This window comes from Enterobacter sp. MGH 16, assembly GCF_000493175.1.
Classification (GTDB): Bacteria; Pseudomonadota; Gammaproteobacteria; order Enterobacterales; family Enterobacteriaceae; genus Enterobacter; species Enterobacter roggenkampii.
Genome location: NZ_KI535695.1, coordinates 3,440,721 through 3,459,186 on the forward strand (window position 1 = coordinate 3,440,721; position 18,466 = coordinate 3,459,186).

The window sequence follows — 18,466 nt, forward strand, 5'->3', positions numbered from 1 at the left end:
CCTCATCATGTACAATCCCCGCTTTCTTCATCCACAAGGGACAAAAAATGGACAAACGTTTTGTTCAGGCCCATAAAGAAGCGCGCTGGGCGCTGTGGCTGACCCTTTTCTATCTTGCTGCATGGTTAGTAACCGCTTACTTACCAGACTCTGCTATTGGCATCACCGGCCTGCCGCACTGGTTCGAATTGGCCTGCCTGCTGGTTCCGCTGGTGTTTATCCTGCTGTGCTGGGCAATGGTGAAATTTATCTACCGGGATATTCCGCTGGAGGACGATGATGCAGCTTGAAGTCATTCTGCCGCTTGTCGCTTACCTGCTGGTCGTATTTGGATTGTCCATTTACGCCATGCGCAAAAGAACGACCGGTGCCTTTCTGAACGAGTATTTCCTCGGCAGCCGTTCGATGGGCGGCGTTGTGCTGGCAATGACGCTGACCGCGACCTATATCAGCGCCAGCTCGTTTATTGGCGGCCCCGGTGCGGCCTACAAATACGGGTTAGGCTGGGTTTTGCTGGCGATGATCCAGCTGCCTGCCGTCTGGCTCTCGTTGGGCATACTGGGTAAAAAATTTGCCATTCTGGCGCGCCGTTACAATGCCGTGACGCTCAACGATATGCTCTTTGCCCGTTACCAGAGCCGCTTGCTGGTGTGGCTGGCGAGCTTGAGCCTGCTGGTGGCGTTTATCGGTGCGATGACCGTACAGTTTATCGGCGGTGCACGCCTGCTGGAAACGGCGGCCGGCATCCCTTACGAGACAGGCCTCATCATCTTCGGGGTAAGCATCGCGCTCTATACTGCGTTTGGCGGATTCCGCGCCAGCGTGCTGAACGATACGCTGCAGGGAATGGTGATGCTCATCGGTACGATCGTTCTGCTGGTGGGGATTGTCCATGCGGCGGGTGGACTCACTCACGCGGTGGAAACCCTGGAAGCGATTGACCCGAAACTGGTCTCGCCGCAGGGCGCAGATGATATCCTCTCTCCGACCTTTATGACCTCATTCTGGGTGTTAGTCTGCTTCGGAGTAATTGGTCTGCCGCATACCGCCGTGCGCTGTATCTCCTATAAAGACAGCAAAGCCGTTCACAAGGGCATCATCATCGGGACGATTGTGGTCGCTGTCCTGATGTTTGGTATGCATCTGGCGGGGGCATTAGGGCGCGCGGTAATCCCCGATCTTACCGTGCCGGATCTGGTTATCCCGACGCTGATGGTCAAAGTGCTGCCCCCCTTTGCCGCCGGGATTTTCCTCGCCGCACCAATGGCCGCCATTATGTCGACCATCAACGCTCAGTTACTGCAAAGTTCCGCTACGATCATTAAAGATCTCTATCTGAACCTGCGCCCTGAGCAGGTTGAAAATGAACGTCGCCTGAAGCATATGTCGGCGGTGATTACGCTGGTGCTAGGCGCGTTGCTGCTGTTAGCCGCATGGCGCCCGCCGGAGATGATCATCTGGCTGAACCTGCTGGCATTTGGTGGGCTTGAGGCGGTATTCCTGTGGCCGCTGGTGTTAGGGCTCTACTGGGAACGCGCAAATGCTGCCGGTGCGCTGAGCGCGATGATTGTTGGCGGCGTGCTGTACGCCGTCCTCGCAACGTTTAAGATCCAGTACCTGGGCTTCCATCCGATTGTGCCTTCGTTACTGCTAAGTTTACTGGCGTTTGTGGTGGGGAACCGTTTCGGTCAGCCCGTCCCACAGCCCGCTATGATTTCTACTGATAAATAAAGAGTTTTGCCATGCCGTGGATCCAACTAAAACTGAATACAACCGGCGCGAACGCCGAAGAGCTGAGCGATGCGCTGATGGAGGCCGGCTCGGTCTCTATCACCTTCCAGGACACGCATGACACGCCGGTCTTTGAACCGCTGCCGGGCGAAACCCGCCTGTGGGGCGATACCGACGTGATTGGCCTGTTCGATGCTGAAACCGACATGAAAGAGGTCGTCGCGATTCTGGAAAACCACCCTCTGCTGGGCGCGGGCTTTGCGCACAAAATCGAACAGCTGGAAGACAAAGACTGGGAACGCGAATGGATGGATAACTTCCACCCGATGCAGTTCGGCAAGCGTCTGTGGATCTGCCCAAGCTGGCGCGAGGTTCCTGATGAAAACGCGGTTAACGTCATGCTCGATCCGGGTCTGGCGTTTGGTACCGGCACCCATCCAACGACCTCCCTGTGCCTGCAGTGGCTGGATGGTCTCGATCTGGATGGTAAGACGGTGATCGACTTCGGCTGTGGATCCGGGATCCTTGCGATTGCCGCCCTGAAACTGGGCGCGGCAAAAGCTATCGGGATCGATATCGATCCGCAGGCCATTCAGGCCAGTCGCGACAACGCCGAGCGCAACGGCGTTTCCGATCGACTGGAGCTGTATCTGCCGGATGCGCAGCCAGAAGCCATGAAAGCCGATGTGGTGGTTGCAAACATTCTGGCGGGCCCATTGCGCGAGCTGGCTCCGTTAATCAGCGTGCTGCCCGTTGAGGGCGGTCTGCTGGGACTTTCGGGTATCCTGGCAAGCCAGGCAGACAGCGTGTGTGAAGCCTACGCCGATCTTTTCGCTCTCGACCCGGTGGTGGAGAAAGAAGAGTGGTGCCGTATTACCGGTCGTAAAAAATAAGCATTTGGCGTGGTCCTCTGACCACGCCCCTCTTCTTCTGATAATCCTCTCTCCCTCTGCCATTCTTCGGTAAAATAACCCCGCAAATCATGTTGATTTGTATTAAAAAATTCACCGGAAGAATATGATGAAACACATTACAGGCAAGGCAGCGCTGTTTGCGCTGAGCATGGTTTCGGCTTCAGCATTCGCATCACACTGGGGCTATGAAGGGGAAGGTTCACCGGAACACTGGGGTGAACTGGACGAGGCCTACAAGACCTGCCAGAGCGGGATGAACCAGTCTCCGATAAATATTGATTCGACCGCTAACGCCCATCTCTCCCCGCTGCAAACACACTACATTGATGGTCCTGTAACGCTGACCAATAATGGCCATACCATTCAGGCTAGCGAACAGGCTGACACCCGTGACACCATCACTCTGGACAAGCAAACCTGGACGCTCCAGCAGTTCCACTTCCATGCACCAAGCGAAAACACCGTGCACGGCAAGAAGTACGCGATGGAGATGCATCTGGTACATAAAAACAGCGCGGGTGAGCTGACCGTGGTAGCCGTCATGTTTGATAAAGGGGCTGCGAATCCGGAGCTGGATAAGCTGTGGAGCGTGATGCCGCAGCAGGCTGAACAGAACGTCTCCATTGAGAAGGATCTCAACCTGAACAAGCTGCTGCCGAAGGTGAAAACCTACTGGCGCTTTAGCGGATCTCTGACCACGCCACCGTGTTCTGAAGGGGTCACCTGGATCGTGCTCAAACAGCCGTTAACCGTCTCAGCAGAACAGCTTGAGAAATTTACCCATACCATGCATCACGATAATAACCGCCCGGTACAGTCTCTGCATGGGCGCGTTGTGGTCGAATAACGCCCATTCTGAGGCTTAATATCATGTTCTAAAATGCGACGCAGATCGCAAAGAAGAGGGAAAATCTGCTGCTAAAAACAGCAGATTATCCCGTTCAGGTAGGCCATTTATTCAGAAATGATGAGAAGTTACGGGAAATTGTAAGCGCTCATAAAATAGCCATTCCTGTCTAACACAATGATTTAAATAGTGAATAATTCTTAACGAAAAGATTGAGCGGCGATTCCTTGATCTACAACAGTGGATTGTTCAAAGTTTGGCCTTTCATCTCGTGCAAAAAATGCGTAATATACGCCGCCTTGCAGTCACAGTATGGTCATTTCTTAACTCATGCGCATCGGACACCACCAGCTTAGAAATCGCCTGATCGCAGCCCCTATGGCAGGTATTACCGACCGGCCGTTCAGGACGCTGTGCTATGAGATGGGAGCCGGTTTAACCGTATCCGAGATGATGTCGTCTAACCCGCAGGTTTGGGAAAGCGATAAATCCCGCCTTCGGATGGTGCACATTGATGAACCCGGTATTCGCACCGTGCAAATTGCCGGAAGCGTGCCTGAAGAGATGGCAGATGCCGCGCGTATCAACGTGGAAAGTGGTGCCCAGATTATTGATATCAATATGGGGTGCCCGGCCAAAAAAGTGAATCGCAAGCTTGCAGGTTCAGCCCTTCTGCAATACCCCGACCAGGTGAAAGCTATCCTGACGGCGGTTGTCAGCGCAGTGGACGTTCCTGTTACGTTAAAGATTCGCACGGGTTGGTCGCCGGAACACCGTAACTGTGTAGAGATTGCCCAACTGGCCGAAGACTGTGGCATTCAGGCCCTGACCATTCATGGACGCACGCGCGCCTGTTTGTTCAACGGTGAAGCTGAATACGACAGCATTCGGGCAGTTAAGCAGAAAGTTTCCATTCCGATTATCGCGAATGGCGACATAACTGACCCGCTTAAAGCCAGAGCGGTGCTCGACTATACGGGAGCTGATGCTCTGATGATAGGACGTGCCGCTCAGGGAAGACCCTGGATCTTTCGGGAAATCCAGCATTATCTGGACACTGGAGAGCTGCTTGCTCCCCTGCCTCTGGCAGAGGTTAAGCGCTTGCTTTGTTCGCATGTTCGGGAACTGCATGACCACTACGGTCAGGCGAAAGGGTACCGAATTGCGCGTAAACACGTTTCCTGGTATCTCCAGGAGCACGCTCCAGATGACCAGTTTCGGCGCACATTCAACGCCATTGAGGATGCCAGCGAACAGCTGGAGGCGTTGGAGGCATACTTCGAAAATCTTGCGTAATGAAATAAAGAGCTGACAGAACTATGTTCGAACAACGCGTAAATTCTGACGTACTGACCGTTTCTACCGTTAACTCTCAGGATCAGGTAACTCAAAAGCCCCTGCGTGACTCGGTTAAACAGGCACTGAAGAACTATTTTGCTCAACTGAACGGTCAGGATGTTAATGACCTGTATGAGCTGGTACTGGCTGAAGTTGAACAGCCACTGTTGGACATGGTGATGCAATACACCCGCGGTAACCAAACCCGCGCTGCGCTGATGATGGGTATCAACCGTGGTACTCTGCGTAAGAAACTGAAAAAATACGGCATGAACTGATACTAATCAGTTAAATGCTTGTTTAAAAAGGCGCTCTTCGGCATGGGGAAGCGCCTTTTTTATTCCCTGCTTCACTCCGTCAACGCTTTGTAAACCTTCACTTATCCCGCTTTAAAACCGCCGCTTTTGGTGTATATTTCCCCCACTTTACTGGCGCTCTTCTCGCGGAATGACACAATGATTCGTAAATACTGGTGGCTGGTTGTTTTTGCAATCTCCGTTTTGATTTTCGATGCACTTCTGATGCAGTGGATTGAACTGATGAGCACTGAAACCGATAAGTGTCGCAATATGAACTCCGTGAATCCCCTGAAACTCGTAAACTGTTCAGAGCTCGACTAGCCGCCTGATTGCGCAAACTCCCCGTGATTACCCACTAAAAACGGGGATTTAAATCCCTTTGAGCCATTACCCGACGGTGATAATGTCTCGCCCTTCTCAACCGCTCTAGCGTAACCCCACACTCGAGTAGAACCGTCCATGCTGGTCAGCCAATACAACCATATCCTTGTTGTCCTCTCCTTTGTTGTTGCCATCCTTGCCGCGTATACCGCACTGAATATGGCGGCACGTGTCGCCGGGAGTGAGGGTGTCGCTGCCCGCGTCTGGCTGGCTGGCGGCGGTATTGCAATGGGCATCGGCGTGTGGGCCATGCATTTTATCGGCATGCTGGCGATGGATCTCTCCATGAGCATGAGCTACAACGCCAGCCTGACGGCGTTATCCATGGTCATCGCCGTCGGATCGTCACTGTTCGCGCTCTGGCTCGTGAGCTGCGATCGGCTACGCTTGCGCCGTCTGCTGCCCGGTGCGCTGGTGATGGGAAGCGGTATTGTTGCCATGCATTACACCGGCATGGCCGCGCTGGAAGTGATGCCCGGGATAATCTGGGACAAGGTCTGGGTGGCCATTTCGGTCGCCATTGCGCTTGCCGCTTCACTCACGGCATTATGGCTGACCTTCCGCCTGCGTCACGACGCCGCGCAGGTCGTGCTGATGCGCACGGGTGCCGCCATCACCATGGGCATAGCCATTGCCGGGATGCACTACGCCGGGATGAAAGCCGCACAGTTTCCGATGTCCACAATGGTTCACCATGAGGGTATTAACGGGAGCTGGCTGGCGGTGCTGGTGAGCGTTGTCGCGCTCTCTATTCTTGGGATTACCCTGTTGGTATCAATGCTGGACGCCCGCCTTCAGGCGCGTACCGCCCTTCTGGCCTCGTCCCTTGCAGAAGCTAACCGGGAACTCGCACAGCTGGCCCTGCACGATACCCTGACGCGGCTGCCCAACCGTATCCTGCTGGAAGACCGACTCGATCAGGCCATCAGCAAAGCCGATCGCGAGGGGACCCATTTTGCCCTGATGTTCATGGATCTCGACGGCTTTAAAGCCATCAATGACGCTTACGGCCATGATGTCGGTGACAAGCTGCTGATTGCCGTAACGGAGCGCCTGCTGCATCTCCTGAAGGGCCAGTTCACCCTGGCACGTATCGGCGGTGATGAGTTTGTTCTGCTGGCTGAGGGGGAAGGCCCGGACGATGCGGCATCGCTGGCGAATTCGCTGGTGCGCGCGATCGATAGCCCGTTCAACCTCGACCACTATGAACTGATGGTCACCCTCAGCATTGGGATCGCGCTGTATCCTCACGACGGCAAAACCGAACGTGAGCTCATGTTTAACGCCGATGCGGCGATGTACCATACCAAGCATATGGGCCGGAACGGTTACCACTTTTTCCAGCCCTCGATGAATACGCTGGCGCAGACCCACCTTCAGTTAATGAACGATCTGTGGATGGCGATCGATCGCAATGAACTCCACCTGCTGTATCAGCCAAAATTTCACGCCCCCGCCGGCCCTCTCCTTGGATTTGAGGCGTTATTGCGCTGGCAGCATCCTAAGCAGGGGTTACTGACCCCGGACCTTTTCCTGCCGCTGGCGGAGAAAACGGGGCTGATTATCCCTATCGGCAACTGGGTAATTAATGAAGCCTGTCGCCAGCTGCGTGAATGGCATCTTCAGGGACATCAAAGCTGGTCAATGGCGGTAAACCTGTCGACGCTGCAGTTTGAACAGCCTTCGCTGGTCAACACGGTTCTCAACTGCCTGGCACTTCATCATGTGCCACCAGAAATGTTGATCCTGGAGGTGACGGAAACGACGGCCATGAGCAACCCGGATGAAAGTGTACGGGTGCTGACAGAGCTGACGGAAGCGGGCGTCAAGGCCTCCATTGATGATTTTGGCACCGGCTATTCAAGCCTGCTGTACCTCAAGCGCTTACCCGCCTGTGAATTGAAAATCGACAGGGCGTTCGTGAAAGAGCTCAGCGGAGAAAGCGAGGATGCCACCATTGTCTCCGCGATTGTGGCCCTCGCCAAAACACTCAATCTGAAAGTCGTGGCTGAAGGCGTAGAAACCGAAGCACAGCAGGCCTTTTTGACCGAGTTGGGCTGCAACACCCTTCAGGGTTATCTGTTAGGTAAACCCGTCAGCGCGCAAACCATAGAGGCGCTTTGTGCACGAGGGGAGATGCTACCTGGTGCAGGGCTGTAAGCATCATCATGAGGCGATACGCGAATGACAGGGAGTGTCGCCAGAATGCTATCGACCAGGGCGGGCGCCTGCTGATAAAGATTGAAACTTTCGTTATTCATTAACCAGTTTTTAATTATTCCGCTAAAAAAGCCGTGGAATACGATCAAGGTCAGATCAACATTTACCTTTGGCGAAATGATGTTACGTGAAATACAGGCCTCCAGCGAGGCACGCAGCGTGTCATAATTGAATCCAATCCGTTTTCTGATGTCTCTCTCTGAAATCATGTCACTGCTAAATTCACATTTATGATACAAAATTTGTAAAAGTGCGCATTGTCGAGGCTCACGCGCAATATACTGCAACGCAGTAATAAATTGCTCACGAAGTATTAACAATGGATCATCACCTTCGGAAAGGGAAAGCCTGTCGCGAATAATGTCGCGAAGCGGTAATTGCTGTTCCCAGATGGCATTAAATATTTCAGCTTTACTGGTGAAGTGCCAATAGATTGCACCGCGCGTCACATTTGCAGCATCCGCGATGTCCGTCAGCGTCGTGTTGGCTACGCCACGCGTCGCAAACTGCCCGATAGCCGCCTCAATCAACTGCTGCCGGGTTTGTTGAGCTTCTTCTTTCTTTTTCCGCGCCATAGACAACGACTCGCTACTCACAAAGTTTATTCGTAACACAGGTCAGGAGAAAGAAAGTATTCACCAATTCCCGTTTTAGTTTTGCACAAAAAAAGTCAATCCTCTTAATTTATAGTTTAGCTAAATACATATTTAAGTTTAAATTCATGCCATGAATAAATGAGGCACATTAAGCGCTATTTAACTGATTAGCTTGCCGGAAGAAGACAGAGAAATAAACCGAGTCTGATTCTGATTTTTCTGCTCAGACCTTGCCATTCGCACTTATAAATTAAAAAACATTAAATACCCTCATTATTATACGCAGCTACATTTTATTTTTTTATCCCGCTGCCCCTGCTACCGATTCACGCTAAATATCGGTTACCGGGTATTTAAAGGAACAGTAATGACGAATCATTTCAGACGCTTACCCTTAGCCGGTTTCATTGTCTGCGCTGTGCTGCTCTCAGGATGCGATGGCCAGGAAAACCAACAACAACATCCGCAGGCTCCCCAGGTCACTGTGCATATTGTGAAAACCGCACCGCTGGCTGTCACCACTGAACTCCCGGGCAGAACAGATGCGTTCCGCGTTGCAGAGGTTCGTCCGCAGGTTAGCGGTATTATCCTGCGTCGCAACTTCACGGAGGGCAGCGATGTAAAAGCTGGAGATTCGCTTTACCAGATTGATCCTGCAACCTATCAGGCGGCTTACGACAACGCCAAAGGCGAGCTGGCGAAGGCCCAGGCGGCGGCCAATATTGCTCATCTGACGGTGAAACGTTATCTCCCACTGGTCGGTACACAGTATGTCAGCAAGCAGGAGTATGACCAGGCCGTGGCCACGGCCCAGCAGGCAGACGCCAGCGTCGTCGCCGCCAAAGCGGGCGTTGAAAGCGCGCGCATCAACCTTGCCTATACCAAAGTGACATCGCCCGTTGATGGTCGCATCGGTAAATCCAGCGTAACGGAAGGGGCGCTGGTCACCAACGGGCAGGCAGCGGCGCTGGCAACGGTTCAGCAGCTTGATCCGATGTATGTCGATGTCACCCAGTCCAGTAATGATTTTTTGCGCCTGAAGCAGACGAGCCTGCAAAAAGGCGATACCGCCAGCAGCGTTGAGCTACTGATGGAGAACGGGCAGCCCTATCCGCTGAAGGGCACATTGCAGTTCTCAGACGTCACGGTGGATCAAAGTACCGGCTCAATTACCCTGCGCGCCATTTTCCCGAATCCTCAACATTTGCTGTTACCGGGTATGTTCGTTCGCGCCCGGATTGATGAAGGTACGCAGCCGAATGCGATTCTGGTTCCCCAGCAAGGCGTGACTCGTACGCCGCGAGGCGATGCCACCGTGATGGTGGTGAACGATAAAAATCAGGTTGAGTCTCGCACCGTCGTTGCGCCTCAGGCGATTGGCGACCGCTGGCTGGTGACGGAAGGGCTGAAAAACGGTGACCGCGTGATTGTCAGCGGGCTACAAAAGGTCAGACCGGGCGTAACCGTCGTCGCCACGCCTGATACCACCACCGCTCCAGCCAGTTAAGGGACGACGACATGGCTAATTTCTTTATTCAGAGACCGGTTTTCGCCTGGGTACTTGCCATCATTTTGATGATTGCTGGTGGGCTGGCCATTCTCAAACTTCCCGTCGCACAGTATCCGACCATTGCGCCTCCCGCCGTGGCGATATCCGCGACCTACCCGGGAGCAGATGCTCAAACGGTGCAGGATACCGTGACCCAGGTTATCGAACAGAACATGAACGGTATCGATAACCTGATGTATATGTCCTCCACCAGCGATTCAGCGGGTAACGTCACCATCACCCTGACCTTCGAGTCCGGAACCGATCCGGACATCGCCCAGGTGCAGGTGCAGAACAAGCTACAGCTCGCCATGCCGCTGCTGCCGCAAGAGGTGCAGCAGCAAGGGATTGGCGTTGAGAAGTCCAGCAGTAGCTTCCTGCTGGTCGCCGGTTTTGTTTCAGACAACAAAAACCTCACGCAGAATGACATCTCCGACTATGTTGCCTCGAACGTCAAAGATGCCATCAGCCGAACGTCTGGTGTCGGTGACGTGCAGCTGTTCGGTGCCCAGTATGCGATGCGTATCTGGCTCGACAGCAATGCGATGAACAAATACCAGCTGACGCCGCTGGATATTATCAACCAGCTGAAAACGCAGAACGACCAGATAGCGGCAGGCCAGTTGGGCGGGACGCCATCCATCCCAGGACAGCAGCTGAATGCCTCGATCATCGCGCAAACCCGCCTGAAATCACCGGAAGAGTTTGGCCGCGTGACGCTCAAGGTGAACCAGGACGGCTCGATGGTGCATCTGAAGGATGTGGCTCGCATTGAGCTGGGTGGCGAAAACTACAACATGGTGACAAAAATCAACGGGCAGGCGGCAACCGGCCTGGGGATTAAGCTGGCAACAGGGGCAAATGCGCTGGATACAGCGGCAGCCATCAAGAGCAAGCTGGCACAACTGCAGCCGTTCTTCCCGCAGGGGCTAAAAGTCGTCTACCCCTATGACACCACACCGTTTGTGAAAATCTCCATCCACGAAGTGGTGAAGACCCTGTTTGAAGCGATTATTCTCGTCTTCCTGGTTATGTACCTGTTCCTTCAAAACCTGCGGGCAACGCTCATCCCGACTATCGCGGTTCCGGTCGTTCTGCTGGGTACCTTCGCGGTTCTGGCGGCGTTCGGTTTCTCCATCAATACCCTGACAATGTTCGGCATGGTGCTGGCGATAGGTCTGCTGGTTGATGACGCTATCGTGGTCGTTGAGAACGTTGAACGCGTCATGGTCGAGGACAAGCTGCCGCCGAAAGAGGCTACGCAGAAATCGATGGGACAGATCCAGGGGGCACTGGTGGGGATCGCCATGGTGCTCTCGGCGGTCTTTATCCCGATGGCCTTCTTTGGCGGCTCGACGGGGGCGATCTATCGCCAGTTCTCGCTAACTATCGTTTCCGCTATGGCATTGTCAGTACTGGTTGCGCTAATCCTGACGCCAGCGCTCTGTGCAACGTTGCTTAAGCCTGTTTCAGCCGATCATCATGAGAAAAAAGGGGGTTTCTTCGGCTGGTTTAATGCGCTCTTTGATAAGAGCGTTGAGCACTACAGTAACAGCGTGAGCGGTATCTTGCGCAAGACCGGACGCTATCTGTTGGTGTACGTCATTATTGTCGGTGGAATGGCGGTGCTCTTCCTGCGCTTACCGACCTCCTTCCTCCCCGAAGAGGATCAGGGGGTGTTTATGACAATGGTTCAACTCCCCGCAGGTGCAACCCAGACGCGTACTCAGCAGGTTCTCGACCAGGTTCAGGACTACTACCTGAACAAAGAGAAAGCAAATGTTGAATCCGTCTTTACTGTAAACGGCTTTAGCTTTAGCGGCCAGGGTCAGAACTCCGGTATTGCCTTCATCAGCCTGAAGCCCTGGGAAGAGCGTCCTGGGGCGGAAAATGGCGTTGAAGCCATTGTGGGTCGCGCGACAAAAGCTTTCAGTCAGATTAAAGACGGCCTTGTATTCCCGTTTAACCTGCCCGCTATTATTGAGTTAGGTACCGCAACGGGCTTCGACTTTGAACTTATCGATCAGGCAAACCTGGGGCATACCCAGCTGACGCAGGCGCGTAACCAGCTGCTCGGCATGGTGAAAGAGCACCCTGATCTGCTGGTGCGCGTGCGTCCAAACGGTCTTGAAGATACGCCTCAGTTCAAACTGGATGTCGATCAGGAGAAAGCACAGGCGCTGGGCGTCAGTCTTTCTGACGTCAACCAGACGATTTCGACGGCCTTAGGGGGCACCTATGTGAATGACTTTATCGATCATGGCCGCGTGAAAAAAGTCTATGTACAGGCCGACGCGAAATTCCGTATGTTGCCAGGGGATATTAACAACCTTTATGTGCGCAGCGCGAACGGGGAAATGGTGCCGTTCTCAGCCTTTAGCAACGCTCACTGGGTTTATGGTTCACCTCGTCTGGAGCGCTACAACGGAATGCCTTCGATGGAGATCCTCGGCGAATCAGCCCCGGGTAAAAGTACCGGTGAGGCCATGGCTATGATGGAAAGCCTCGCGGCAAAATTGCCTTCCGGCATCGGTTATGACTGGACGGGAATGTCTTACCAGGAGCGACTTTCAGGTAATCAGGCGCCTGCACTGTACGCCATTTCACTGATCGTGGTGTTCCTGTGTCTGGCAGCGCTGTATGAAAGCTGGTCCATTCCGTTCTCCGTTATGCTGGTTGTGCCGTTGGGGGTCATCGGGGCCCTTCTCGCAGCCTCGCTGCGCGGGTTAAACAATGACGTCTATTTCCAGGTCGGCCTGCTGACCACAATTGGTCTGTCGGCGAAAAACGCCATCCTGATCGTCGAATTTGCTAAAGACCTGATGGAGAAAGAAGGTAAAGGCATCATTGAAGCTACGCTTGAAGCGTCAAGGATGCGCCTTCGACCGATCCTGATGACCTCGCTGGCCTTTATCCTTGGCGTCATGCCGCTGGTGATCAGTACCGGAGCCGGGAGCGGTGCGCAAAACGCCGTCGGTACGGGTGTGATGGGGGGAATGCTTTCCGCAACGCTTCTGGCGATTTTCTTCGTGCCCGTCTTCTTTGTGGTTGTTCGTCGACGCTTTACCCGCCATAAAGATTAACATTTCCCTAAAAAGGCACCTCTGGTGCCTTTTTTATTTTTAACATAAACAATGAATTAGGCATTAAGCAAAAGCCATGTTAAAAATACAGTGATTTGCATTAAGTAAAAACACTCTCTTACCCCTTCATAATGTCTCCATTAATTCGTCCGGAAATCGATTTTTCTCCACGATTTTTACAAACTACATAATTTGAGATTATTCCTCGTGTAACGCGGACTTACCCCGGTGGTAAAATAACCTCCAGTTCGTTAATTGCCCTCCTGGCTTTATAGCGGACGAGAAATAATACTGAGGTAACATCATGAAAAGATTCATTTCCGTTGCACTACTCGCTGCGCTGCTTGCTGGTTGCGCGCACGACTCTCCATGTGTACCGGTTTACGACGACCAGGGCCGACTGGTTCATACCAATACCTGTATGAAAGGCACCACCCAGGACAACTGGGAAACAGCAGGTGCGATCGCTGGCGGCGCTGCCGCAGTGGCGGGCTTGACGCTGGGTATTGTTGCCCTGACGAAGTAACATCAGTTAAGAAAGCGCGGCTCTGGCCGCGCTTTTGCTTTTAATCAGTGCACTATTTTCAAAGAAGTAAAAAAATAGCCCCGTATTTATTCGTACCTTTCATTTCAGCCTGAAGCCAGTCACATCTTTTTCGTACACTTTTTTAAATTACCTGTTCTATTGTGATGATTTTCACACATTAATATTATTGAATATCCTGCCAATATTCACTCTGGAAACTATCTCTTCTTTTTTCTGGCACGACTCAAAACTTTTGCTCCAATTTGTGGCACAGGTTGTAATTTCGCACCGTTTCAGGGCGCTCGTTTTATTTAAGCCTGTCTACACTCAGCATTAAGCGTTCACTCATCTCTTATTTTGCCGAACGCAAAACTGGCATTACGTTTGCTTTATAAACGTTGGCCAAAGCCACAGACAGGTAAAGCGTTTAAAAACGCCTCTATAACGATAAATTTCGCCACACAGGAAGCATTATGAAAAAGACGATGATAGCCAGCCTGGCCGCTGCAGGCATGATGTTTGCCGTAGCCGGTCAAGCCCATGCGGGAACGACACTGGATGCCGTTAAAAAGAAAGGTTTTGTTCAATGTGGTATCAGTGACGGTTTGCCTGGCTTCTCTTATGCCGATGCGAACGGCAAATTTACCGGTATTGATGTAGATGTCTGCCGCGGTGTTGCCGCCGCCGTTTTTGGCGATGACAGCAAGATAAAATATACCCCGCTGACGGCAAAAGAACGCTTTACGGCACTGCAGTCCGGCGAGGTTGACATGCTCTCCCGTAATACCACCTGGACCTCCTCCCGCGACGCGGGTATGGGGATGTCATTTACGGGCGTGACCTATTATGACGGGATCGGCTTCCTGACCCACAATAAAGCAGGCCTGAAAAGCGCCAAAGAGCTGGATGGTGCGACCGTTTGTATTCAGGCGGGCACCGATACCGAGCTGAACGTCGCCGATTATTTCAAAGCAAATAACATGAAATACACGCCAGTGACATTTGACCGCTCGGATGAGTCGGCTAAAGCGCTGGAATCCGGCCGTTGCGACACGCTGGCTTCTGACCAGTCACAGCTGTATGCCTTACGCATTAAGCTGAGCAATCCGGCAGAGTGGATTGTCCTGCCTGAAGTGATCTCCAAAGAACCTCTCGGCCCTGTCGTTCGTCGCGGCGATGAAGACTGGTTCTCTATTGTTCGCTGGACGCTGTTTGCCATGCTGAACGCAGAAGAGATGGGCATCAACTCGAAAAACGTGGATGAGAAAGCGGCTAACCCATCTAACCCGGATATGGCGCACCTGCTGGGTAAAGAAGGCGATTTCGGCAAGGATCTGAAGCTGGATAACAAGTGGGCCTACAACATCATCAAACAGGTGGGCAACTACTCTGAGATCTTTGAACGCAACGTGGGATCGGAAAGCCCGCTGAAGATCAAACGCGGTCAGAACAATCTCTGGAACAACGGCGGTATTCAGTACGCGCCACCAGTACGTTAAGTCATAGCTGTAACGGGCACTGCTCATGCAGTGCCCACTCCAGAGTCATGGTTACTGAGGTTTCTTTATGTCCCATCGCCGCTCAGCCGTAAAAGGATCGCTATCCTTTTCTCATCCCGCGGTCCGCGCCTGGCTATTCCAGATTATTGCTATTGTTGCGGTTGTTCTCATCGCCGTGTATCTCATCCATAACACCATCACCAACCTGAACAATCGCGGCATTACCTCCGGTTTTGCGTTTTTGGATCGCAGCGCGGGCTTTGGCATTGTTCAGCATCTTATTGATTACCAGGAAGGTGACACGTACGGACGCGTATTCGTGGTCGGTTTACTGAATACGCTGTTGGTATCGGCGCTTTGTATCGTCTTCGCGTCGATACTGGGCTTCTTTATTGGCCTGGCACGTCTTTCAGAAAACTGGCTCCTGCGGAAACTGTCGACTGTTTATATCGAGACGTTCCGCAATATCCCCCCGCTGCTGCAGATCTTCTTCTGGTATTTCGCCGTACTGCGTAACCTTCCTGGTCCCCGTCAGGCCGTCGACGCGTTTGAGCTGTTTTTCCTGAGTAACCGTGGGTTGTCCATTCCTTCTCCTCAGCCGGGCGAAGGACTGTATGCTTTCATCGGCGCAATTGTGATAGCGCTTGCCCTCTCCGCTGGGGTATTCCGTTTTAACCGCAAGCATCAGATCAAAACCGGTCAGCTTTGTAGAACCTGGCCCACCGCAGTCATCCTGATCGTTAGCCTGCCGCTAGTGGCACACTGGCTGTTTGGCGCCGCGTTGCACTGGGATGTTCCCCATCTGCGAGGCTTTAACTTCCAGGGGGGAATGGTGTTAATTCCTGAACTGGCGGCCCTGACATTGGCGCTATCGATTTATACCTCAGCCTTTATCGCTGAGATTATTCGTGCCGGGATCCAGGCCGTCCCGCACGGGCAACACGAAGCGGCACGCTCATTAGGATTACCGCATACGGTGACGCTTCGCCAGGTCATTATTCCGCAGGCGTTGCGGGTCATCATTCCGCCTCTGACCAGCCAGTATCTTAACATCGTCAAAAACTCGTCGCTGGCCGCCGCTATTGGTTACCCGGATATGGTTTCACTCTTCGCCGGAACCGTGCTTAACCAGACCGGACAAGCCATTGAAACCATCGCCATCACCATGTCTGTCTATCTCATCATCAGCCTGGTAATTTCACTGCTGATGAACCTCTATAACCGTCGTATAGCACTGGTCGAGCGCTAAGGATCTATGATGACAAAAGCGATACTGTCGCACGCCTCGCGCCCTGCCAACTCGACAGGTGGACGTTTCATTCTCTGGGCGCGAAAGAATCTGTTCTCCAGCTGGAGTAACAGCCTGCTGACGATTGTCTGCCTGTGGCTCATGTGGGAATTGATTCCTCCCCTGCTGAACTGGGCGTTTTTACAGGCCAACTGGGTCGGTTCAACCCGAGCTGATTGTACAAAAGCCGGCGCCTGCTGGGTGTTTATTCATGAACGTTTCGGTCAGTTCATGTATGGATTGTATCCCCACGAACAGCGCTGGCGGATTAATCTCGCGCTGGTTATCGGCCTGCTCTCTGTTGCGGTCATGTTCTGTAAAAAGTTACCTCATCGTGGACGCTATATTGCCGTCTGGGCAGTGGTTTATCCAATTATTGTCTGGGTGCTTTTGTATGGCGGTTTTCTGGGGCTGGAACGCGTTGAAACACGCCAGTGGGGTGGGCTGACGCTGACGTTGATTATCGCGTCAGTGGGGATAGCCGGTGCCCTGCCGTGGGGGATTTTACTTGCCCTCGGACGGCGTTCAAAAATGCCGATCGTTCGCGTGCTCTCCGTTATCTTCATTGAGTTCTGGCGCGGCGTACCGCTTATCACCGTTCTGTTTATGTCATCGGTCATGCTGCCGCTATTTATGGCAGAAGGAACAACGATCGACAAACTGATCCGTGCCCTGGTCGGGGTGATCCTCTTCCAGTCCGCCTATGTCGCTGAAGTGGTGCGCGGTGGTCTGCAGGCGTTGCCTAAAGGCCAGTACGAAGCGGCGGAATCACTGGCGCTCGGCTACTGGAAAACCCAGGGGCTGGTCATTCTTCCCCAGGCACTCAAGCTGGTCATTCCGGGCCTGGTCAACACGATCATTGCCCTCTTCAAGGATACCAGCCTGGTGATCATCATCGGATTGTTCGATCTCTTTAGCAGCGTGCAACAGGCTACCGTTGACCCTGTCTGGCTGGGCATGTCCACCGAAGGATATGTCTTTGCTGCCCTGATCTACTGGATCTTTTGTTTTAGCATGTCGCGCTACAGCCAGCATCTGGAAAAGCGCTTTAACACCGGGCGTACACCGCACTGAGGAAAATATGAGCCAAATAACTATGACACCCGCCGACGCGATGATTACGCTGGAAAACGTGAACAAATGGTACGGACAGTTTCATGTCCTGAAAGACATTAATCTTAAGGTCAAACAGGGCGAACGCATTGTCCTGTGCGGCCCGTCCGGCTCCGGGAAATCCACAACCATTCGCTGTATTAACCACCTTGAAGAGCATCAGCAAGGACGCATCGTGGTTGATGGTATCGAGCTGAATGAAGATATCCGCAATATCGAACGCGTGCGTCAGGAAGTGGGAATGGTATTTCAGCACTTTAATCTGTTTCCGCACCTGACCGTTCTGCAGAACTGTACGCTTGCGCCGATTTGGGTACGAAAGATGCCGAAAAAGGAAGCCGAGGCGTTGGCAATGCACTATCTGGAGCGTGTACGTATCGCAGAGCATGCCAATAAGTTTCCTGGTCAGATATCGGGTGGACAGCAGCAGCGTGTGGCTATCGCCCGTTCACTGTGTATGAAACCGAAAATTATGCTGTTTGATGAACCGACATCTGCCCTCGATCCGGAAATGGTGAAGGAGGTTCTGGATACCATGATTGGACTGGCACAATCCGGTATGACCATGCTGTGTGTCACGCATGAGATGGGGTTCGCGCGAACCGTGGCTGACCGGGTGATCTTTATGGATCGTGGGGAGATTGTTGAGCAGGCGCCGCCAGATGAGTTCTTTGCGCATCCGAAGTCAGAACGTACGCGAGCATTCCTGTCGCAGGTGATTCATTAATCACATCTTTTTGCCCGGTGGCGCTGCGCTTGCCGGGCCTACCGTTTTCACGAGAATCATAACGCAAAAAGGCCATCCTTTCGGATGGCCTTCTCACTTATTTGATGTCTGGCAGTTCCCTACTCTCACATGGGGAGACCCCACACTACCATCGGCGCTACGGCGTTTCACTTCTGAGTTCGGCATGGGGTCAGGTGGGACCACCGCGCTAAAGCCGCCAGACAAATTCTTTTACTTCTTGCCGAACTTTAACCTAAGTATAAAGTGGTGCTGATACCCAGAGTCGAACTGGGGACCTCACCCTTACCAAGGGTGCGCTCTACCAACTGAGCCATATCAGCACGCTAAATTTGAT

16 protein-coding genes, 1 tRNA gene and 1 rRNA gene are annotated in these 18,466 nt (G+C 52.9%); 15 read left to right on the plus strand and 3 right to left on the minus strand.

Annotation, left to right across the window (positions count from 1 at the left end; genetic code table 11):
• Window positions 1–47: 47 nt before the first annotated feature.
• From L362_RS06750 to L362_RS06715, 8 genes are all read left to right on the plus strand, one after another.
• Window positions 48–290 carry a YhdT family protein gene (locus L362_RS06750; protein ID WP_023345001.1) on the plus strand — a complete coding sequence of 81 codons (243 nt, stop codon included), beginning with the start codon at window positions 48–50 and terminating at the stop codon, window positions 288–290.
• On the plus strand, window positions 280–1,731 hold the full coding sequence (gene panF, locus L362_RS06745; RefSeq protein ID WP_008502858.1) for a sodium/pantothenate symporter: 1,452 nt from the start codon (window positions 280–282) through the stop codon (window positions 1,729–1,731). The genes L362_RS06750 and panF overlap by 11 nt, the downstream gene beginning before the upstream one ends.
• A gap of 11 nt (window positions 1,732–1,742) precedes the next feature.
• A complete protein-coding gene (gene prmA / locus L362_RS06740; protein WP_008502859.1) occupies window positions 1,743–2,624 on the plus strand; it encodes a 50S ribosomal protein L11 methyltransferase in 882 nt (293 codons plus the stop codon).
• A gap of 127 nt (window positions 2,625–2,751) precedes the next feature.
• Window positions 2,752–3,492, plus strand: a complete 741-nt coding sequence (locus tag L362_RS06735; protein ID WP_021242291.1) for a carbonic anhydrase — start codon at window positions 2,752–2,754, stop codon at window positions 3,490–3,492.
• A 330-nt stretch (window positions 3,493–3,822) separates the two neighbouring features.
• Window positions 3,823–4,788, plus strand: a complete 966-nt coding sequence (gene dusB, locus L362_RS06730; RefSeq protein WP_008502861.1) for a tRNA dihydrouridine synthase DusB — start codon at window positions 3,823–3,825, stop codon at window positions 4,786–4,788.
• A 23-nt stretch (window positions 4,789–4,811) separates the two neighbouring features.
• Window positions 4,812–5,108, plus strand: coding sequence for a DNA-binding transcriptional regulator Fis (fis, locus tag L362_RS06725; RefSeq protein ID WP_000462905.1), 297 nt, complete (start codon window positions 4,812–4,814; stop codon window positions 5,106–5,108).
• A 177-nt stretch (window positions 5,109–5,285) separates the two neighbouring features.
• A complete protein-coding gene (locus tag L362_RS06720; RefSeq protein ID WP_008502862.1) occupies window positions 5,286–5,450 on the plus strand; it encodes a DUF2556 family protein in 165 nt (54 codons plus the stop codon).
• A 138-nt stretch (window positions 5,451–5,588) separates the two neighbouring features.
• Complete coding sequence (locus L362_RS06715; RefSeq protein ID WP_023345002.1) at window positions 5,589–7,670, plus strand: putative bifunctional diguanylate cyclase/phosphodiesterase; 2,082 nt, start codon at window positions 5,589–5,591, stop codon at window positions 7,668–7,670.
• On the opposite strand, the gene envR is transcribed toward L362_RS06715, so the two are convergent.
• Entirely contained in the window at window positions 7,586–8,305 is a 720-nt protein-coding gene (gene envR, locus L362_RS24095; protein WP_008502864.1) for an acrEF/envCD operon transcriptional regulator, read from the minus strand. The two genes, L362_RS06715 and envR, sit on opposite strands and share 85 nt — an antisense overlap.
• A 388-nt stretch (window positions 8,306–8,693) precedes the next feature.
• On the opposite strand from envR, the gene L362_RS06710 reads away from it, so the two are divergent.
• From L362_RS06710 to L362_RS06680, 7 genes are all read left to right on the plus strand, one after another.
• Window positions 8,694–9,833: an efflux RND transporter periplasmic adaptor subunit gene (locus tag L362_RS06710; RefSeq protein ID WP_023345003.1), complete on the plus strand. Its 1,140-nt coding sequence runs from the start codon at window positions 8,694–8,696 to the stop codon at window positions 9,831–9,833.
• Between the two features lie 11 nt (window positions 9,834–9,844).
• Entirely contained in the window at window positions 9,845–12,958 is a 3,114-nt protein-coding gene (locus L362_RS06705) for an efflux RND transporter permease subunit (protein WP_023294691.1), read from the plus strand.
• 304 nt (window positions 12,959–13,262) lie between these two features.
• Window positions 13,263–13,484, plus strand: coding sequence for a lipoprotein (locus tag L362_RS06700; RefSeq protein WP_008502867.1), 222 nt, complete (start codon window positions 13,263–13,265; stop codon window positions 13,482–13,484).
• Between the two features lie 473 nt (window positions 13,485–13,957).
• A complete protein-coding gene (locus L362_RS06695; protein WP_023345004.1) occupies window positions 13,958–14,983 on the plus strand; it encodes an amino acid ABC transporter substrate-binding protein in 1,026 nt (341 codons plus the stop codon).
• Window positions 14,984–15,050: 67 nt separating this feature from the next.
• Window positions 15,051–16,232 (plus strand): amino acid ABC transporter permease, encoded by a 1,182-nt coding sequence (locus L362_RS06690; protein WP_023345005.1) that lies wholly within the window; start codon window positions 15,051–15,053, stop codon window positions 16,230–16,232.
• A 9-nt stretch (window positions 16,233–16,241) separates the two neighbouring features.
• The gene (locus tag L362_RS06685; RefSeq protein ID WP_023345006.1) at window positions 16,242–17,345 is read left to right on the plus strand and encodes an amino acid ABC transporter permease; all 1,104 of its coding nucleotides are present in this window, start codon (window positions 16,242–16,244) and stop codon (window positions 17,343–17,345) included.
• A 7-nt stretch (window positions 17,346–17,352) separates the two neighbouring features.
• The gene (locus L362_RS06680) at window positions 17,353–18,111 is read left to right on the plus strand and encodes an amino acid ABC transporter ATP-binding protein (RefSeq protein ID WP_014171880.1); all 759 of its coding nucleotides are present in this window, start codon (window positions 17,353–17,355) and stop codon (window positions 18,109–18,111) included.
• Between the two features lie 106 nt (window positions 18,112–18,217).
• On the opposite strand, the gene rrf is transcribed toward L362_RS06680, so the two are convergent.
• Both rrf and L362_RS06670 read right to left on the minus strand, forming a co-directional pair.
• Window positions 18,218–18,333 (minus strand): 5S ribosomal RNA (gene rrf / locus L362_RS06675).
• 43 nt (window positions 18,334–18,376) lie between these two features.
• A tRNA-Thr gene (locus L362_RS06670) sits at window positions 18,377–18,452 on the minus strand.
• Window positions 18,453–18,466 lie beyond the last annotated feature (14 nt).

Coding starts and splice junctions, on each gene's coding strand:
- fis (WP_000462905.1), top strand. CDS start 4,812: ATGTTCGAACAACGCGTAAATTCTGACGTACTGACCGTTTCTACCGTT.
- L362_RS06750 (WP_023345001.1), top strand. CDS start 48: ATGGACAAACGTTTTGTTCAGGCCCATAAAGAAGCGCGCTGGGCGCTG.
- L362_RS06680 (WP_014171880.1), top strand. CDS start 17,353: ATGAGCCAAATAACTATGACACCCGCCGACGCGATGATTACGCTGGAA.
- L362_RS06735 (WP_021242291.1), top strand. CDS start 2,752: ATGAAACACATTACAGGCAAGGCAGCGCTGTTTGCGCTGAGCATGGTT.
- prmA (WP_008502859.1), top strand. CDS start 1,743: ATGCCGTGGATCCAACTAAAACTGAATACAACCGGCGCGAACGCCGAA.
- envR (WP_008502864.1), bottom strand. CDS start 8,305: ATGGCGCGGAAAAAGAAAGAAGAAGCTCAACAAACCCGGCAGCAGTTG.
- panF (WP_008502858.1), top strand. CDS start 280: ATGCAGCTTGAAGTCATTCTGCCGCTTGTCGCTTACCTGCTGGTCGTA.
- L362_RS06690 (WP_023345005.1), top strand. CDS start 15,051: ATGTCCCATCGCCGCTCAGCCGTAAAAGGATCGCTATCCTTTTCTCAT.
- dusB (WP_008502861.1), top strand. CDS start 3,823: ATGCGCATCGGACACCACCAGCTTAGAAATCGCCTGATCGCAGCCCCT.
- L362_RS06710 (WP_023345003.1), top strand. CDS start 8,694: ATGACGAATCATTTCAGACGCTTACCCTTAGCCGGTTTCATTGTCTGC.
- L362_RS06685 (WP_023345006.1), top strand. CDS start 16,242: ATGACAAAAGCGATACTGTCGCACGCCTCGCGCCCTGCCAACTCGACA.
- L362_RS06705 (WP_023294691.1), top strand. CDS start 9,845: ATGGCTAATTTCTTTATTCAGAGACCGGTTTTCGCCTGGGTACTTGCC.
- L362_RS06720 (WP_008502862.1), top strand. CDS start 5,286: ATGATTCGTAAATACTGGTGGCTGGTTGTTTTTGCAATCTCCGTTTTG.
- L362_RS06700 (WP_008502867.1), top strand. CDS start 13,263: ATGAAAAGATTCATTTCCGTTGCACTACTCGCTGCGCTGCTTGCTGGT.
- L362_RS06695 (WP_023345004.1), top strand. CDS start 13,958: ATGAAAAAGACGATGATAGCCAGCCTGGCCGCTGCAGGCATGATGTTT.
- L362_RS06715 (WP_023345002.1), top strand. CDS start 5,589: ATGCTGGTCAGCCAATACAACCATATCCTTGTTGTCCTCTCCTTTGTT.